Below are 15,795 nucleotides of genomic sequence, written 5' to 3'. Positions count from 1 at the left end.
TTAAGCATTGGTGAATCAGGGGATGATTTCGTCCAATTTGTCAGGAATTTTCAATGGTTTCAACCGCCAATTCATCCCGCATTTATGCAACGCCGAATTTTAAATTGCGACTACCCGCACCAAATTGGTATCATCGTTCAACCTTCAAAAAACTATTAACGACAACCGAGACTTCAGTGCCTTCAGGTAAAAACTGGATATTTGGACGTTGTAATAATTCCTGTACTGCTTGGTCAGAGCGTCTAGACAGACGTTCACTGACTGGACTAAAAAAGCCTTCTAGCGCCGCCGCCCAAATCTGAGGATTAGAGTTACTAGTAATAGTACTTTGGTTAAAAGTGCCACTAGAAACAACAGTGCTAGATTGAGTGCGGGGCTGATTCACTATGCTTCCCACCTTACCCAAACTACTGAGTAATCCAACTAATAAATCTTGTTGGGCAATATCTGTCCCCACATCATTCAGCTTTTTAGCAATTAACGGTTGCTGTCCTCGACCGCGAATTAACAGAGTCTCAGCCGGAATGGTTTCCTGTTTGACTGTACCTTGGGAGTCAGGGTAAATAATTGCGATCGCACTAGCAGATACTAAGTTACTCTTTTTACCTACTGCCACTGTTTTCGTTACTAAAACAGTACCAGCCGGGAGTGCCACCGTGCCATCTGTGGCTGTGAGAGGTTTGGTTAACTCGATAGCAAAGCGATCGCTCTTATTATTCCCCTCCTGATCCCAAATCATCGGCATGATAATTCTACCTTGGGCAGATGTACCCAGTGCTACCTCTTTAGTTTCATTTACATTGAGATCGGCTGAAGATACAGGGGTACGATTTAGGATACCTACCATTCCTGGAGTCAAGTTATCAGTTTTACTGTCAGTGCTTTTGGAGCCAATTAAAACTGTTTGAATACCAGGGTCTTGGGGAGTGGAAATGGATGCCCTAGCTGTTAGTTTCGAGGCTGTTGGAGTTTGAGTGTTAATTGCAACTTCTGACTGAGTTTCAGCTACTTTAGAGTTACCGATTTGTGACTGTCCCAGGCTAGCTAGTTGGTTCCACTTCTGGAAAGGATCGACATTACTTTCAGGCTGTCGTATTCGTGGTGAAGGTTGATAACTTACAGGGTTGGGAGAAATATACCGCACTACTGGGGGCGCAGGTTGAGAAATTCTTACAGGAGTTATTGGTGTTATACGTGATGCACGAGTTGTGCGCGGTGAAAAAGTCTGAGGAGATGTCGTTGGTTTAGGTTTATTTTGTAAGGTTGGACTTGAGAATTTAGCAGCAACAGGCTCCACTTTGAGTTGTTGCCGTTGGTCTTGAAATGCTAATCTGCTTTTAAGTTCAGCAGATTCATCCAAAACTGGTTCGTCTTTTGGAGATGTAGTAGGATTTTGGACTACTTGTTTGACAGGAGGTTTCGGTTGGAGAAATCCAAACCAGATCAGTGCTACAGAGCCAATAACTATTCCGACTAAGCCAACTACTGAACCTAGTCGAACACTAGGTTTTTCTGCTAACGGTCGCTCTACCGCTCCTTCTGCATCTTGTTTCAAGCGATATTCTTCGGAAATGAGGTGATTTGCGGTAGGGTTATAACCTGCCAACAACTGCTCCTCTTCAGGGCTGATATCATCATCAGCAACCAAAGTGCCTTGGGTAGAGCGATGATTGCCGTTAGTACTGTTGAATTCCGGCGAATAATCAGGAGAATTTTCGTTTAGGTAGTCAAATTCATGGTTTTGGTTTGAATTGGTCATAATTCTAACTTTTTCCTTTAACGCCGTTGCTGAGAATTGAACTCAACCATCTTGGTAATTTGCAGTCCAGACGATCGCACTTCATAAATTTTCTGTTCTACCAGGGGGGACTCTTTACCTAAAGGAGATCGGGGAATCTCCACTGCTTGGACGGTAAATGTGCGGTTAAAAGAAATCCGCTCATCTCTACCAGTAGTACGGTCAACTAAGATGCGGGTAGCAATCATGTCTATTTCCCATTCCCCAGGTCGTACTGCTCTTGGTTCTGACAGATAAGAAATAATAGTGGTGCTACGCAGCTGACCTGAAAAGACGGTAGTAGGAACTAATTCGGCAATCTTCGGTAGAGAAGCTTTGGCAAATTCCGGTTCTAGCAGCAGGGAAGCAAACCAAGCATTTGTGGGAATGCGCCCATTTCTACCAATTTGAATGCCTTGGTCTGGTTGATTAGTGCCAGTGAGTTTGTCATCCCAGTTAAATGTTAGGGTTGTCCAGTCACTAACTACTTTTTGAATTACAGCTGGATAGCGCCAATTGCGGTCTTGCTGGGAAATGTAGATTGTCTCGCCATTTACCAACTGGGCAAAGGTCGTCTTGCGATCGGCAATTTTATTGACCCTGAAAGCGGTGAATAGAGTCAATAAAAATATCAAACCGTTAAATGCAGTTAGGCAGAGAAAACAAACAGCCAGGAGGTTTTTGGCTTCTGGAAGCAGTGGAGCTTGAAGTCGTTTAATTTGCAGAGTCATACCAAATTGGCATAGGTAGTATTGTTTGAGAATCCTGGAAGAGCTTTGTGTTAAAGGTTTTTAATCCGTCTTGGAAGTCGGCGCACCCTGCGGGATCTTGCTACAGACTTTCCGCAAAATCCAAAATCCAAGATCCAAAATTGGTATTACCCCCTGCGGAGTAGAGCAATACTGGTTGCAGTTCCAATGGCACTGCTAAAAATATCGATTAAGCCTTTGACATTGGCAGAAATGCCGTTATAAATCGCTATTCCCCCACCTCCAGCTATCAATACCGCCAAAACTGGTGCAAAGATGCTCAGGAAACATAAAAATGCGACATCAGATGCTAATTCAGCACCAGATTTCACCAGCACGACAGCTGCTAAACCTACTAAAATGTTGTAACCAAGTTGAACACCAAACAAGGAAATAAACCCTGTTAGCCACGCCCAAATAGGACGACCTTGTAATGGCAGCAAAGATAAACCAACTGCGATCGGTGCAAATAATGCTGTCAGCAGTAGAGCAGCTTCCAGAATATTTACAAAACCCCATTGCAGAGCATAGAGAATAAAGCGAATAATGGGGATGGCAGTATCTCGAAACACACTACCTGGATCATTGGCAAACTGAACAGCAGTACCGATTTGACCAGGCAAAGTTCTATTCCAGAGAAAACTACCAAAATCTCGTAGTGGTTGGAGTGGAGATTTAGCTTGCTCTTCAGCTTTGGTAACAATTGCCTGTGCCTGGGCTTGCTTTGAGTTCCAGCATTCAACTAACTCTGTACCGACTTTTCCTTGACATTCGCTATAGAGGTTTTCTAGCTGTTGTCTAGCGATACTGCTAATTGCCACATTGGTAATAGCATCTCGAAATGTTAGTTCACCAACTTGAAGCTGAAGAACGCTTTGCACTTGGTTGTAAGCAAAGCCTCGGATAACAGTAATTGTCTTCGCCAGCATATTGCCGTTGGCCCCCAAGAAAATCATAATCACAATAGGCCAAACAAAAATTGATGCCAGTTCTGACCATGATTGCTTTTCAATGATTTCTTTGCCAGTGGTCAGCGCCACAAATAAGATGCTGGCGGCTCCCAAGGTGATGCCCAATTTAATCAAGCCAATCCATAATGCTGAACCGAGCGGATCTAAAGTAACTAGCCAGACGGTATTCCACGACTCAACTGTGGCACGAGAAAGTTCTAAAGAACTGGAGATAATTTCTAGGGCATCAGATTCTCCACCTGTTACCGGAAATGATTGAGCAATAATGTGGATCATGAGTGTCGAAAGCGTTAGCGATCGCAGCTAAAATTGACAAGACTACGGCATAAATAAACCAACCATATTCCTACTCTTAAAACTTGCTAGAAAATAGCTAAAAAGGTTGATTAATCAGCTTTTTGACTTTTGACTTCACGGCGGTACTAGCTCTAAGATTCCAATTGCTAGCTACTGCTTGTCAGAACCAAGGGTAATGCCACCAGGCATGATCAATAAGCCTGCCTGTTGAGTGGCAGCATTACCTGCGGCAACACTCTTACGGCGATCGGCAGTATTGATGGCTGAAAGTTCCTTGGCTGTTTGAGCGGTTAAGGTGTTACTCAATGCCCTGTCAATGCGTGCTTGCTGGGCTTCAATAAGCATCCGCTCATTGACGCGACTGGTAATGGCAGTCTGTTGGGATAGGTTTTGCAAAATCTGTTGGGTAACATCTAAACCTTGGGATTCCTCACCCAAGCTGACGCTTTCTTGAGTATCTTGTTGAGTAGCTTGCTTAATTTGAGCCATCTGACTTTGGGCTGTTTGGCTCAAAGTAGCCTGATTAGCGATCTCTGTAGCAACTGTTCTAGTAGCATATTTACCAAGGTCTTCACGGATACCATAAGAGCTTTGACCATTGGTTTTGTTCTCCAAAGTTTCAGACAGCACGGCACCAGGATCGTTGTTGGCTGAACCGTTCATGATTCCTGCCAAAACTTTGTTTAAATCTGGAATTTGAATTGCACCCAAGGCAGAATTGAGCAGATTGCCAAGAGGATTAAATAGGTCATTTTGAGCGAAATTTTTGACATCTCCCACAAAATCATTGATTTGAGATGCTGTGTCTGCGGTGAAAATACTACTACCAGTAGTTTTGTTACTAACAGCAGCAGCTACTGGATCTCGACCGTCGTCTTGAGTGCTGGCAAGGGCTGGACTGACGATAGAACCAAGTGACAAAATTAAAATCAGTGCCATCAATCTGATAAAGGTAAGCTTAGATTTCATGATTTACCCTCCTTAATGCAGTTTTTAGATATATCAACTTGCAATCAGGCGTTCTTGAGCCTGTTGGTCATCGTTACTCTCTTGGCGATCGCCTTCTCCTTGCAGAGATGCTCCGCGTTGGTGTACCCTGTCCCCAGGACTTATGGCGGGGTGTAGCCAATCGCGCAATGCTGGGGTTTGATGTATTTCTTGACCAATATGCTGAAACCCTCTGTTTTCCTTCAAAGCAGGAATGTAAGCATCGGTAAACGCTCTCAGTCCTAGCAGATTGCCTTTGGGGGTATTTGGATACTGAGCCATCACCCGCTCTCGTGCTTCCCGTTCATCCTGGTTATTGGCAACACTGGCCAACATCATTTCGCCAGGGTAAAAGCGAGTACGCCAGAATCTACCACCTGTTTCTACTAGCCAACAGGAATAAAGGTCGCTGGTACGGGGCAAAAATGTTTCAGTGGCATTCTGACTGATAATATTGACGGGATAGCCCAGATACCGTTGGAAAGAAGCAACACCGCTACTGGTAATACGTCCGGTAATCCGATAGGTCATGTTCTGCATAATTTGAGCGCCTGTCGAACATTCGCAAATGGTATCCGGGTCTTGGGACAGCAGTAGAACAGCAATGCCTTCTTTCCTTCCCGTGGCACAGGTTTCACCTATAATCTGGGCAAAGCCATCTTTACGTAACAATACGGAAAGCTCATCGCCAATAAACAAACTCTTGGGATGGGATAGGGCATTACGGATACAGGCAGTATGGGCGTTAATTGCCATTAAGTAAGCATCCTGTTCGTTACTCAATCCGCTCAGGGCAAAGAATTTAACAGCAGGTTCAGGGGAAAAAGTACTGGGACGAGCGATCGCTTTCCCTAACCTAGATGCGAGTAAAGCACTAACCTGATTTTGGATTTGGTTGAGTGCCTGTCGGTCAATTTCTTCAAAGGATCTGAGATTAAGGCGCTCTCTAGTGCAGAATTTGACGAAATCTGGTAGCGTGGGTATCTGCTGCCATTCTGGTGAAAGCCAGCCCATCTCAAAGGCTTGGTTGTAACGAGTAATAATTTCTGGGTCTTTTAGAAATACGTCCAAAGCTTTGACTAGCAAGGCATCAACCCGTTGAGCTAGATGGGGGTTTGTGACTTTACCCATTGCGATCGCAGTTAATGCTTTGCGAATAAAGTCCTTCCAAGATTCCATACGCCGTTCCCGTTCTGACTTGTCGAATCGTCGCAAATCTGGCGGTTCCAGTAGGTTACTGCTGCCACTGGAAATATCGTAATATGCTCCTTGTTCGCCCAAAAGCTCAATCGCCGTTTTGAAGGTGCTATTGCCATTCGCAGAGATATCCATACCAACAACGGGAATATTGTTCGCTAATGCCTCTAAAGCAAAGCGCCATCCCAAAACGCTCTTTCCTGAGCCGGAAGTACCTGTAATCAGAGCGCGTCCAATCTGCTGATGAAATAAGTCAACATAAATAGGCTTGCCACCACGACTGGTAAGGAATTCCACACCTTGTTTATCAATGTCCTTGGGGACAGTTAGGGGCATAATCCCGGCTACAGTATGGGTATCTAAAGTTATTCTGCGTTCGCTGAGATTGCCTCCATGCAGTAACCATTTGCAGGTAATCGGCAGGGTTTGCAGCCAAATTTCCCAAGCAATATTACGCTCTCGAATTACTTTGGCAGTCTCAAAACTGTTAGCCAGCAAGTTGCAAGCGTGGGTTAACTCTTGGGCACTGTGGCGGTAAACTAGAAATACAGGCGCACAATGCAAGGCTTTCGTGCCTTCGTAAAGTCGTCGCTGGGCTTCAAAGGATTCCTCCTGTTTGATTTCCGCTCCAACGTCCCGTCCCTGTCCTTTGGTGATGGCTAAAGTACGGGCTGTTTTGGATTGTTTTGCCTGACGCGCCAGGTTGTCTTGGATTAAGAAGTCATTGCTGCGGCTAATTTCAACCCAAGCTTCTGTATCGTGGACGTAGCTGGAAGCAAGGATTTTCCACACCCACTTTAGCTGGTCTTGGGCATTAGACCAACCAACGGGGGGATCTGCTACGACCATGACTCCACAAACCTTGCTTTTACCTCTCAGGTAAACTCGGTCATTATCTCCCCGATGTTCGGGACAAGCAGAACGTCCCTGTTGTCCTTCAATCAATAATGTACAAATGTGCTTGTCGGTGGTTAGGGTTTCTGTTAACTCCAGTCCCGTCTCAGTTTCCTTCAGTGTAATAACTTGGGGAATAGGGGGTGCTGTACCCTCATTAAATCGATTCCAAAGCCACTGCCACAAATCTGTAGCACTGCAAGGTGTTACTTCTAAGCCAATTTTGGTATTGAGCAGTAATTCCCACTGGATAAATCCTTGCTGAAACCCTTGCAGTAATAGCTTTTTGAAAAACTCCTCTTGGTAAATGCGTTTGTTTCCTGTAATTTGTTCAACTGCCCAAGAACCGAATTTTCTGCATTTTTCAATCAGTCCACCCACAAAATCCTTGTGCTGTGAACCAGCTTCATCATCGCTCGTCCAAGTACAGAAGGCGATTTGGTTCCAGATTTGGCGAGAACCTGCTTCCTTGAGTTGTCCCACCCGCAATTGCTCGTTACGCAACAGTACAGAAACTGGTTTTAGGTGGCAATCGTCTGCTAAGGCAGTAAGTGGGGTTTGGCGTTTGTGAGGTACTCCCTTAGCAGAGCCTGTGCGTAGGGGATATGACTCAGTATCATCACTATAACAGCCTGTACAAAAAGTAATTTTTTCACCGGGGGGTAGTTCTTTCAAACCCTCTTCGATAGAGTGGGCAAATTCGCTGACCTCATTTTCATGGAGTATGTCATGCAATCCAGCGATGCGAAACCCAAACACGAGTTGATACTGAGAGTTGCCTTTATCCAATAACAGGGCAGCCACTTCACGATCGTTCTTCTTAATTTCTGCAATACAGCAGATATTTACTTCGTTTTGGAAGGGCATGAACTTACTTTTGCCTCCATATTGATTCGGTACAATCAGCGGCTTGAATCGGATTTGCATTTGCGAGTCTGCGTAACGCCGACGCACCCACCAGGGTCGATATTCGGGAATCGGTGAGATGTAAATGCTGTTACTATTGCACCACTCTGTTCCCGGTGGATTACGCCATCGATCTAAAAACTGATGAGGCTGTTTGCCTGTAAGAATCCACCAACTGACAATTAGCCAGAATGAGGTGGCAAAGAACCAACCCATACCCAAACTGAGTAAACCATTGGTGAGAACATAGCAAACTACAACCCACATTCCGCACCCACAACTGTGACACCCCAAGGAAACGGATGTATTTAGTACATAGGAACTAATTAGTGGGAGAATTGACTAGAATTTATTGGCTCTAAATAGGAATTATTACTATTAACTTAGATATATAGTCAAAAAACTTGGACTTTGTACAAAATTTTGGTTCTTAGGTTATTTTGATGGAAAACTTGGTTCAAAATCATTGACTATAAAAAGACAAAAAACCGGTTTGAATCAACAGAAAAATGAGAAAATTTCAACAGATACTTTGATGGAGTTTCTGTTGCCATGTTTAGTACCAAAGACCTTGAATTGAAGAAGATTGACCATTTAGGGATAGTAGCAGGAATAGTAGATTCAATTGGGATTGTAGAAATAATTAATAATTTACTAGGGTCAGAGCCAGGAGAAAAAGTTAGTGCAGGTCAGGTAGTAAAGGCGATGATTTTAAACGGCTTAAGTATGATGTCACAGCCGTTATATATGTTTCCAAAATTCTTTGAATTAATTGCTTGTGAACATTTAATTGGTGTAGGAGTAAAAGCAGAATATCTCAATGATGATAAATTGGGGAGAGTATTAGATAAATTATTTATAAAAGGACTAGATACAGTATTTTTAGCCGTCAGTTTAAATGCAGTAGAAATATATCAGATATCACTCTCATCATCACACTTGGATTCAACATCATTTCATGTAGATGGAGAATATGAAAATAGTTTACCATCAGTGATATTTGAAAATCAAAAAGAATCAGGTTCATTAGAAAAAGAAAATAAAGAGAGTCAATCACCTCAAGCGATAAAGCTGACCTACGGTTATTCAAGAGATCATCGTCCAGATTTAAAACAATTTATTACACAATTAGTATGTTCAGGAGATGGAGATATACCAATATATATAAAAGCAGTATCAGGGAATGAAGTTGATTCTAAAAAGTTTGGAGAAATAGCAGTTGAATATCAGAAAAGAATACAAGTTGATAGTTTAATAGTAGCAGATAGCGCATTATATACAGAATCAAATATCAAGTTAATGTCGAGTCTCAAATGGTTAACCAGAGTACCCTTGACGATAAAATCAGCAAAAAACTTAGTGATGAGTTTAGCAGAATCGGAATTTGTTAAAAGTGAAAAAGTAGGATATTCTTATGCCGAAAAGAAAATAACTTATGGAGATATAGAACAAAGATGGTTAATCGTACAAAGCCAAGATAGAAAAAAATCTGACTTAAAGAAATTATCAAAGAAAATAGAAAAAGCTTTGACTAATACTCAAACTAAGTTAAAAAACCTATCGCAAGAAAAATTTGCTTGTGCTGCTGATGCTAGAAAGGAATTAACCAAAATAAGTAAAGAATTTAAATATCATCAAGTAGAAAATATCGAAGTTATCGAAAAAGATCCTAACGTCAAAGAAGAAAATCAATCAAAATACTATCAAATCTTAGCAACTGTTAGTGAAAATAAAGATGTTATTGACCAAGAAATATTAAGTGCAGGAAGGTTTATAATTGCGACAAATGTTTTGTCAGAAACTGAACTGAGTAGTGAGAAAATGCTGTCCGAATATAAAGCACAACAATCATGTGAGAGAGGATTTAGTTTTCTCAAAAATCCTTTATTTTTAGCAGATAGTATTTTTCTGAAAAGCCCAGAAAGAATAGAAGCATTGGCAATGATAATGGGGTTATGTCTGCTAGTCTATACTCTAGCACAAAGAGAAATTAGAGCAGCTTTAAAATCCTTAAACTATACTGTAAAAAATCAATTGGGCAAAGCCATCAACAATCCAACTATGCGGTGGATATTTCAATGTTTTCAATCAGTTCATCTTGTTACTTTTCAACAAAAAACAGACTTTTATAATTTGACATCTGAGATGAAGTACATTCTCTTATTCCTCCCCGAAGCTTGCCGTAATTACTACAGATATATAAGTTGATTTATCAATATTATTAATACTTTAATCATATCATTTGACTCATTAATAAAATTAATGAGCTTAATTTCTAATGCTGTTTTTAAGTTTATTTCTGGAGAAATATAAGTTATGATAAAGTCTTAATCGTTGAAACATAAAATTATATTATTTATTGTTCTAGAAACCACCCTCATTATTTATTGCTTCTTATTGAGAATACATCTGAATCAACTTTCCTATCTAAAATTTGTTTTTTTATAGATAAATGTATTTTTTTATTCTTTTTTCATGAATTTACCTCCGTAATAACCGATAGTGACACTGGGGGTGCGGAATGTGGGTACAATGATGGCAATCCAAGGAACTAGCTGTTCAGCCGGAATTGGCCCAATGCTGGCTTGTTTACCCAGAATCCGGTTGACTTTGATGAATTCTTGATTGTCTTGTGCCATATTTGTGTAATTCTCTGATGCTGCATTAGTAGTCAGTCAAGCAAGAAGTGACAAGTAAGGGGGGAGCAACGCGAAAAGTGAGATTATGGTGAAGAGAGCAGGGGAGGCTCTTGAGGCTTCGGGAGCAGGGGAGGCAAAACAATGAATAAAGAAGCAATCAAAGATCATAAAGATTTGGGAATTTATAAAATTGCCTTTGAAGCAGCAATGAAAATTTTTGAGTTATCAAAGAAGTTCCCTGTCGAGGAGAGATATTCCAAAACTTTTCAAATTCGTAGATCATGGCGTTCTGTGTGTGCCAATATGGCAGAAGCATGGAGAAAACGGCGTTATGAAGCAGCTTTTATCGCTAAATTAAATGATTGTGTTCGCGCAGCGTGTCGTAGACAGGCAGAAGCTGCCGAAACTCAAACCTGGATTGAATTTGCTGTCAAATGCAACTACATGAATGTAGAAGTAGGACGAGAAATTTATGCAAATTACAACCAAGTTTTATCTGGTCTGGTGAATATGATTAATAATCCATCACCTTGGTTGAGAAATCACTAATCCCCCCCTGCGTCCCCTGCATCCCCTGCTCCCCCTGCATCCCCTGCTCCCAGTGAGGGTTTACCTGATGGCTGATGTTGTTCCTGTGCCATTACCGACAAATATAAAAGTGATGACATCAATGGCAATTACGATGGAGAACGCTAGACCGACTTGAGTCACAATTGGTCGCCAGTCGTTACCTTGCTGTGCTTGGTTATAGGCAAATAGAGAAGCAGAAGCAACCAGCAGCAAGAATGCACCTCGGATTAGGTTGAATGTCAAACCAACAACGTTGGCATCCAAAGTGCTAGTAGAACCGCCTCCTGCTTGGGAACTTTGTTGAGCTAGATTATTGAAGAAGCTTTCCAACCCGCTTAAGAAAATAGCTTGGGCTGGAGTTGTAAAGGTATCGAGTAAAGCGGTAACAGTTATAATGGCGGCAACAATATGCCAAAAGCGAATTTTTCTACCTAAATACTTTTCTAGAATTGGTACTGTCCGAATTACGTACCCAATACTCAAGAAAACAATGGTGGCACATCCCAAAATAGTGACGAATATGGGTTTGGTAGCTAACAAATAAATTCCAATCGCCAGACATAGTAAAATAAAAAGTAAGTCAGTGCGGTTGATTTTCAGGTTTCTCAAGTTGGTTGAAAATTTACGAGATGACAAAAGTTTTAACTGAGAAATGTGAGATTTTGTGTTGTTCATTTTTCTCTTCTCGGTAGAATTAAACTTGCATTTCTGGTTTGCTGGCTTTTCTTTGAGTTTGTTTCTGGCGTTGCCTTGCAGTATCTTTATCAGTCTGGGCTTGGGTAGAAGGAGTTGATTGCTGATTATCCAGTAGCGTTTCTATCTCACGCAGGGGGATGCTGCACTGCAAAACCTCCGGGGGCTGCCCTGGTACTAAAACGGCATCAAGCACTTGTTCATCGTTACGATTAGGGTTAAATCCTTGAAGTAGCCGTGTATCATTGGGCAGTTTTACTACTTCAAACTCGTACTTGACTTTGCCCTTTTCAGTCCAGGTGAATGTCGGTTCATCGTCGCTGTTAAATCGGTTAGGTAGTTGTTCTTGAAATTTTTGAATTAATGCTTGGGTGCTGGCTTTGAGAGCGTATTCCTCTTTCGACTGTGGCAGTTTGCAGATGCCAGTCTTTTCATCAGGGCTGAGATTATCTTCAGCGATCGCCCACTGTCCCTGAGTGCGAGTAGCAGCAAAGAGTGTTTCACCTTGGGTCTTTTCTAAGGCGATCGCTACCTGCTTGTCTTCTGCTTCTACCCATAAGGTTTTGTTACTGGAAATGGCGATACCTGCTTGGGGAGATTGGTCAAATAACTCACCAGCTACTTTGGCAAACCCCACTAAAGCATCAGCACAGGCAGCTTGTTGTTGCTGTGCTTGGCGTTTCGTGAGATGTTCTAAAATGTCAACATCTGCTGGTGGTTGGTTAACAGAGTTAGGTTGGACAATATCTGCATCAGTTTCTGACTCGACAGCAGTAGAATTATTTTGTGGTGCTGCCATCTGTTTTTCCAATCGGCTAATTACCATTTCTAAACGGTCAAGTCGCTTGGAGAGAACTTTCAGGTAGGCTTCAATTTGGTCAAGCTGTTCGCTGACGCTGGAATCTTTATCTAATTCAAATGGTTGAGATTGGTATTTAGGGTCTAGCTTGGAACCAATATTGTCTACTTTAGAGCCGATTTTGGTAGCAGCTACAGCCAGTGGATTGTCTGCGGTTGATTCTTCAGATGTAGTTTGGGAATCTTGAGAGTTTTGAGACTCTGGTGAGTCCGGCTTTGCTTCTTGCAAGCGACTGGCTATGTTATCTACACGGTCATTTTGCCGTTGCAGTTCTTTGAGAATTCGTTCAAGCCGCTTTTCATCAGCTTCGGCTGCTAGCTGTTCCAAAACACCTTGTCCCACCGCAATTCCCAGAGTTCCCAATTGTCCAGCTAGTCCTGCTAAATTCACCCCATTTACTTCTCGTCCATTGGTGGCAGCTGTGGCACTTAAACGCGAAGTTTCATCTAGAGGCTCTCTGGATTTGGAGTTTTTGGCAGCAGTTTTATTGGTGTTAGTTTTATCTTGAGTTTTAGCTTGTGCCTTGGGTTGAGACTTACTTTGGGTTTTAGTTGAAGTTTTGACTTGAGTTTTAGTGTGGGCTGCGCTAACACGACTAACAGATGGCTCGTTTTCTTCATCTAAGTCATCTAGGTCGTCAAGTTTAGTGTTGAAATCGTCATTTGATAGGTCGTCTAGTTCGTCATTTATATCATCTATTTCTTCATTTTGTTCATCTAAATCGAGCAGATCATCTTCTAATTCATCATCGAGATCGTCAAGTTCTGTTTCAGCAAAACCGCAAATTTCAGCAATGTTAGAAGGGGTGAAGTAGTTTTCATCTTTGTTGGTAATTCCTTCTAGGTTTTTAATCAGGTACTTGCCACTAGTTCTGTGATCGGGATCGTTGGTGAGGTAAAAGCGATAGCCTTTAATCTCGTCATCATCTCCACCTCCTACACAGAGTTCTACTGTGATGGGGGCTTTACCTGATTCCTGGCTGTAATTTTCTACATAGGCTTTAAAGTCTTCGTGGGACTGGATAGAATCATCCTGAATTGAGGATGCGATCGCTTTAGAGAGTGTGTTTTCGATATGGCGCAGTTTGCGGCGATCTGTCAGGTTTTCCCATGAGCGATTTTGAGAATTTTGTCTTTGCTTAGGTTTGGTCAGTGTTTTGGTAGCCATAGGTACTCAAAGCTGATTGCCTTAGCAGTTAATCTAACAAGGCTTGATCTGGAAACAGCTAGACCAAATGGCGATTTATAGGTTGTCCAGTTGGCTAATGTTGACAGTTAGCAAAAAATAAACCATTAAACCATCAAGTGTTTCATGTTATAGCTACTTACTTTCTTATTAAAAATAGAAACTTAAGCTAGGCAAGCAACAATTGCATTAAGGAGTTTCTGCCTATAATGTTCTAGTAAAGTTTACTAGAATAATTTGGCCTACTACCAACTGTGAGATGAACAGTACAATACAACCATTACCACCCCCAGGTGGGATTGATCCTTTCTCACTACCATCTGTCTCATTAGGAAATCGGGCAACACTTCCAGCAGTGCCAGCAGTCTACTTCTGCATAGGGGCAGACAACAAAATACTGTATATAGATTCCACACTCAATCTAAATCAAAAGTGGATTGCCAATAGTCAATATAGTCATCTCGCGGCGATGTCCGATGTTCGGATCGCGTGGTTGTTGGTAGATGAGCCTGAAGACTTGGAAGGTATAAAACAAGCCATGATTGAGTATTGGGAACCAACACTTAATGACTGGCGCTACAAACTACAGCTGATTCAAGATTTAACTATCGACGGGTGGCATGATTTCCAAAAGGTGAACTTGGAAATTTGGGCTATGTACAGAGATGCTGTGATGCCCACGCCTGCGCCTGAAAATATTGCTACTGCTTACCGAAATGAGATTAGAAATAAGGCAGAAGAATTTAGAAAGGTCAAGTCTCAGGAGCGCCGCCAACGACTTGACCAGCTGCGGGCTGAGGTACGAGAACTAGAGAGCAGTGGATTTGTACCCCCAGCTGGTTGCTACCTCAGCACTTACAAAGTGAAAAAACTCTACGGATGCTATGAATACTGGAAATTGTGGAGTCATTACCCAGTGTTCCCGACAAAGATGAACGACAAGCAAAAAGCGTTCTGGTTAAGCCAGGGCAAGGACTACCAGAAAAGCGGCAAGGTTAAAACCATGCACCTAGGAAAGCCTGACACCTTGGCATACAACGTAGCAATACAAGGGCTAGCAACCCGTAGGCGTATTGAGGCATTGCAGCGAGAAATTGAAGTGCTGCTATGGAGTTTCGACGATGAGAGCAAGGAATAAACATAAACCCAACCCATATTGTTCTAGTAAAGCTTACTAGAACAATATGGAAAGGCACATACCAAGAAAAGCGATGTCTTTGTCGTTGGCGCAGCCTCTCGTAGAGAAGTGTGGGCTACGCCTACATAAGTATTACTCAGAATTGTCTACATTTAATTTGACTTTGAAATATTGCCGCTTTAGCTTCGAGTCGCCACGATTTGCATACTGGTTAGATTTTTCAAAAATGGTTATCAGTCCGCGTTTCTCCATTTCCTTAAAAAACCACTCCCATCTGGCCAAGTCCTCTGGTGTAGCAGTAAATCGCAAATCATTAATTTCACCCATCAGCATCACCCCATCTGACTGTATCTAAGAACTCAATAGCATCACTTCCCCAGGTGTCCCAAGCTCTGTTTCCTGGTTCACAGTCTTCTTCCCATCCATGTCTATACTGTCTAGCCGGACTATCTTCACTTACTGCCCGAGTAGGAGGGTCAAGAACATCTAGACGCGATTCAATCAGAGCGATCGCTGCTGCAAGAGTTGCAATCTGATCTCTGTCCTTCCTAATTTCCCCCATCAAGCCTATCTGATTATCATCTATACGTCGTTTCAACTCGCCCAGTTCTCCCTTGGTAAGAACTGGGCTGCTTTGGGTAGATAGAGGAACTCTCAGGCGATTTTTCAAAGCATCCAAAACAAATTCTTTAAGAGAAATACGCTCCAACTGCGCTCGTGCCTTTACAGCCTCAAGTAGTTCTTTCTCTCCCTCTCCATCAAACTTGATGTTTAATTGTGGTCGGCTCATGACTAGACTTGACTAGACTTGTCTACCCAATAATAGAACAAACTGCATCCATCTGTGGGGGTTAGGGTGTTTTGTCCCATGACATGACACTGCAACATCTACCCCAAAACAAGAGTCAGCTAATTACAGATGGCTTTTAGGGT

General features: G+C 42.2%; 13 protein-coding genes. 3 read left to right on the top strand and 10 right to left on the bottom strand.

The window, feature by feature from the left end; all coding sequences use genetic code 11:
• Positions 1–130: 130 nt before the first annotated feature.
• The 5 genes from ANSO36C_RS33000 to ANSO36C_RS32980 all read right to left on the bottom strand — a co-directional run bounded on the left by ANSO36C_RS33000 (position 131) and on the right by ANSO36C_RS32980 (position 8,045).
• The gene (locus ANSO36C_RS33000) at positions 131–1,759 is read right to left on the bottom strand and encodes a TrbI/VirB10 family protein (protein ID WP_251960826.1); all 1,629 of its coding nucleotides are present in this window, start codon (positions 1,757–1,759) and stop codon (positions 131–133) included.
• 17 nt (positions 1,760–1,776) lie between these two features.
• Complete coding sequence (locus tag ANSO36C_RS32995) at positions 1,777–2,508, bottom strand: hypothetical protein (RefSeq protein WP_251960825.1); 732 nt, start codon at positions 2,506–2,508, stop codon at positions 1,777–1,779.
• A 146-nt stretch (positions 2,509–2,654) separates the two neighbouring features.
• Positions 2,655–3,773, bottom strand: a complete 1,119-nt coding sequence (locus tag ANSO36C_RS32990; protein ID WP_251960824.1) for a hypothetical protein — start codon at positions 3,771–3,773, stop codon at positions 2,655–2,657.
• Between the two features lie 171 nt (positions 3,774–3,944).
• Positions 3,945–4,763, bottom strand: a complete 819-nt coding sequence (locus tag ANSO36C_RS32985) for a hypothetical protein (protein WP_251960823.1) — start codon at positions 4,761–4,763, stop codon at positions 3,945–3,947.
• Between the two features lie 33 nt (positions 4,764–4,796).
• A complete protein-coding gene (locus tag ANSO36C_RS32980; RefSeq protein WP_251960822.1) occupies positions 4,797–8,045 on the bottom strand; it encodes a hypothetical protein in 3,249 nt (1,082 codons plus the stop codon).
• A 285-nt stretch (positions 8,046–8,330) separates the two neighbouring features.
• Between ANSO36C_RS32980 and ANSO36C_RS32975 the strand changes: the two genes are divergently transcribed.
• Complete coding sequence (locus ANSO36C_RS32975) at positions 8,331–9,986, top strand: IS1634 family transposase (protein ID WP_251955401.1); 1,656 nt, start codon at positions 8,331–8,333, stop codon at positions 9,984–9,986.
• 254 nt (positions 9,987–10,240) lie between these two features.
• On the opposite strand, the gene ANSO36C_RS32970 is transcribed toward ANSO36C_RS32975, so the two are convergent.
• Positions 10,241–10,417, bottom strand: coding sequence for a hypothetical protein (locus ANSO36C_RS32970; RefSeq protein ID WP_251960821.1), 177 nt, complete (start codon positions 10,415–10,417; stop codon positions 10,241–10,243).
• Positions 10,418–10,558: 141 nt separating this feature from the next.
• On the opposite strand from ANSO36C_RS32970, the gene ANSO36C_RS32965 reads away from it, so the two are divergent.
• Positions 10,559–10,966: a four helix bundle protein gene (locus ANSO36C_RS32965; protein WP_251960820.1), complete on the top strand. Its 408-nt coding sequence runs from the start codon at positions 10,559–10,561 to the stop codon at positions 10,964–10,966.
• Positions 10,967–11,026: 60 nt separating this feature from the next.
• Here the strand turns inward: ANSO36C_RS32965 and ANSO36C_RS32960 are convergent, their stop codons facing one another.
• A complete protein-coding gene (locus ANSO36C_RS32960) occupies positions 11,027–11,662 on the bottom strand; it encodes a hypothetical protein (RefSeq protein WP_251960819.1) in 636 nt (211 codons plus the stop codon).
• Positions 11,663–11,681: 19 nt separating this feature from the next.
• Positions 11,682–13,706 (bottom strand): hypothetical protein, encoded by a 2,025-nt coding sequence (locus tag ANSO36C_RS32955; protein WP_251960818.1) that lies wholly within the window; start codon positions 13,704–13,706, stop codon positions 11,682–11,684.
• A gap of 277 nt (positions 13,707–13,983) precedes the next feature.
• Here ANSO36C_RS32955 and ANSO36C_RS32950 point away from each other — a divergent pair, with 277 nt between their 5' ends.
• Positions 13,984–14,862: a hypothetical protein gene (locus tag ANSO36C_RS32950; RefSeq protein WP_251960817.1), complete on the top strand. Its 879-nt coding sequence runs from the start codon at positions 13,984–13,986 to the stop codon at positions 14,860–14,862.
• A gap of 132 nt (positions 14,863–14,994) precedes the next feature.
• Here the strand turns inward: ANSO36C_RS32950 and ANSO36C_RS32945 are convergent, their stop codons facing one another.
• A complete protein-coding gene (locus ANSO36C_RS32945) occupies positions 14,995–15,189 on the bottom strand; it encodes a hypothetical protein (RefSeq protein WP_199331162.1) in 195 nt (64 codons plus the stop codon).
• Entirely contained in the window at positions 15,182–15,652 is a 471-nt protein-coding gene (locus tag ANSO36C_RS32940; RefSeq protein ID WP_251960816.1) for a hypothetical protein, read from the bottom strand. Before ANSO36C_RS32940 ends, ANSO36C_RS32945 begins: the two co-directional genes overlap by 8 nt.
• Between the last annotated feature and the right edge of the window lie 143 nt (positions 15,653–15,795).

The organism is Nostoc cf. commune SO-36 (assembly GCF_023734775.1).
GTDB classification, from domain to species: domain Bacteria; phylum Cyanobacteriota; class Cyanobacteriia; order Cyanobacteriales; family Nostocaceae; genus Nostoc; species Nostoc commune_A.
Note: the sequence above shows the minus strand (reverse complement) of the source record. Positions and strands in the feature narration are given on the sequence as shown.